Source organism: Sphingomonas sp. AC435 (assembly GCF_979253005.1).
The window spans coordinates 1-232 of record NZ_CEEDCJ010000128.1; the positions used below are offsets into that span (position 1 = coordinate 1).

The 232-nt window shown below is 64.7% G+C and carries 1 protein-coding gene; it reads left to right on the forward strand.

The genetic code is table 11. The annotated features are described in order from the left end of the window. The coding region (locus AC0CH8_RS19185) for a TonB-dependent receptor domain-containing protein (RefSeq protein ID WP_465241243.1) at positions 1-232 on the forward strand (232 nt) is incomplete at both ends.

Here is a 232-nt window from a genome sequence, read left to right on the forward strand (position 1 = left end):
CCGACTTCACGACCGCGGATTCGGAGACGCTCCTGTCATGGGAGACGGGCGTGAAGACGCGCCTGCTGAACAACACGCTGAGCCAGAACGCGACGGTCTTCGGTTACCGCGTGAAGGACATCCAGCTGAACGGCAATGACGTGTTCGGCAACGGTATCCTGGTCAACGCCCGCCGTGCCGACGCGTACGGTGTCGAGGCGGATGCGACGTGGCGGCCGGTGCGCAACGTCAC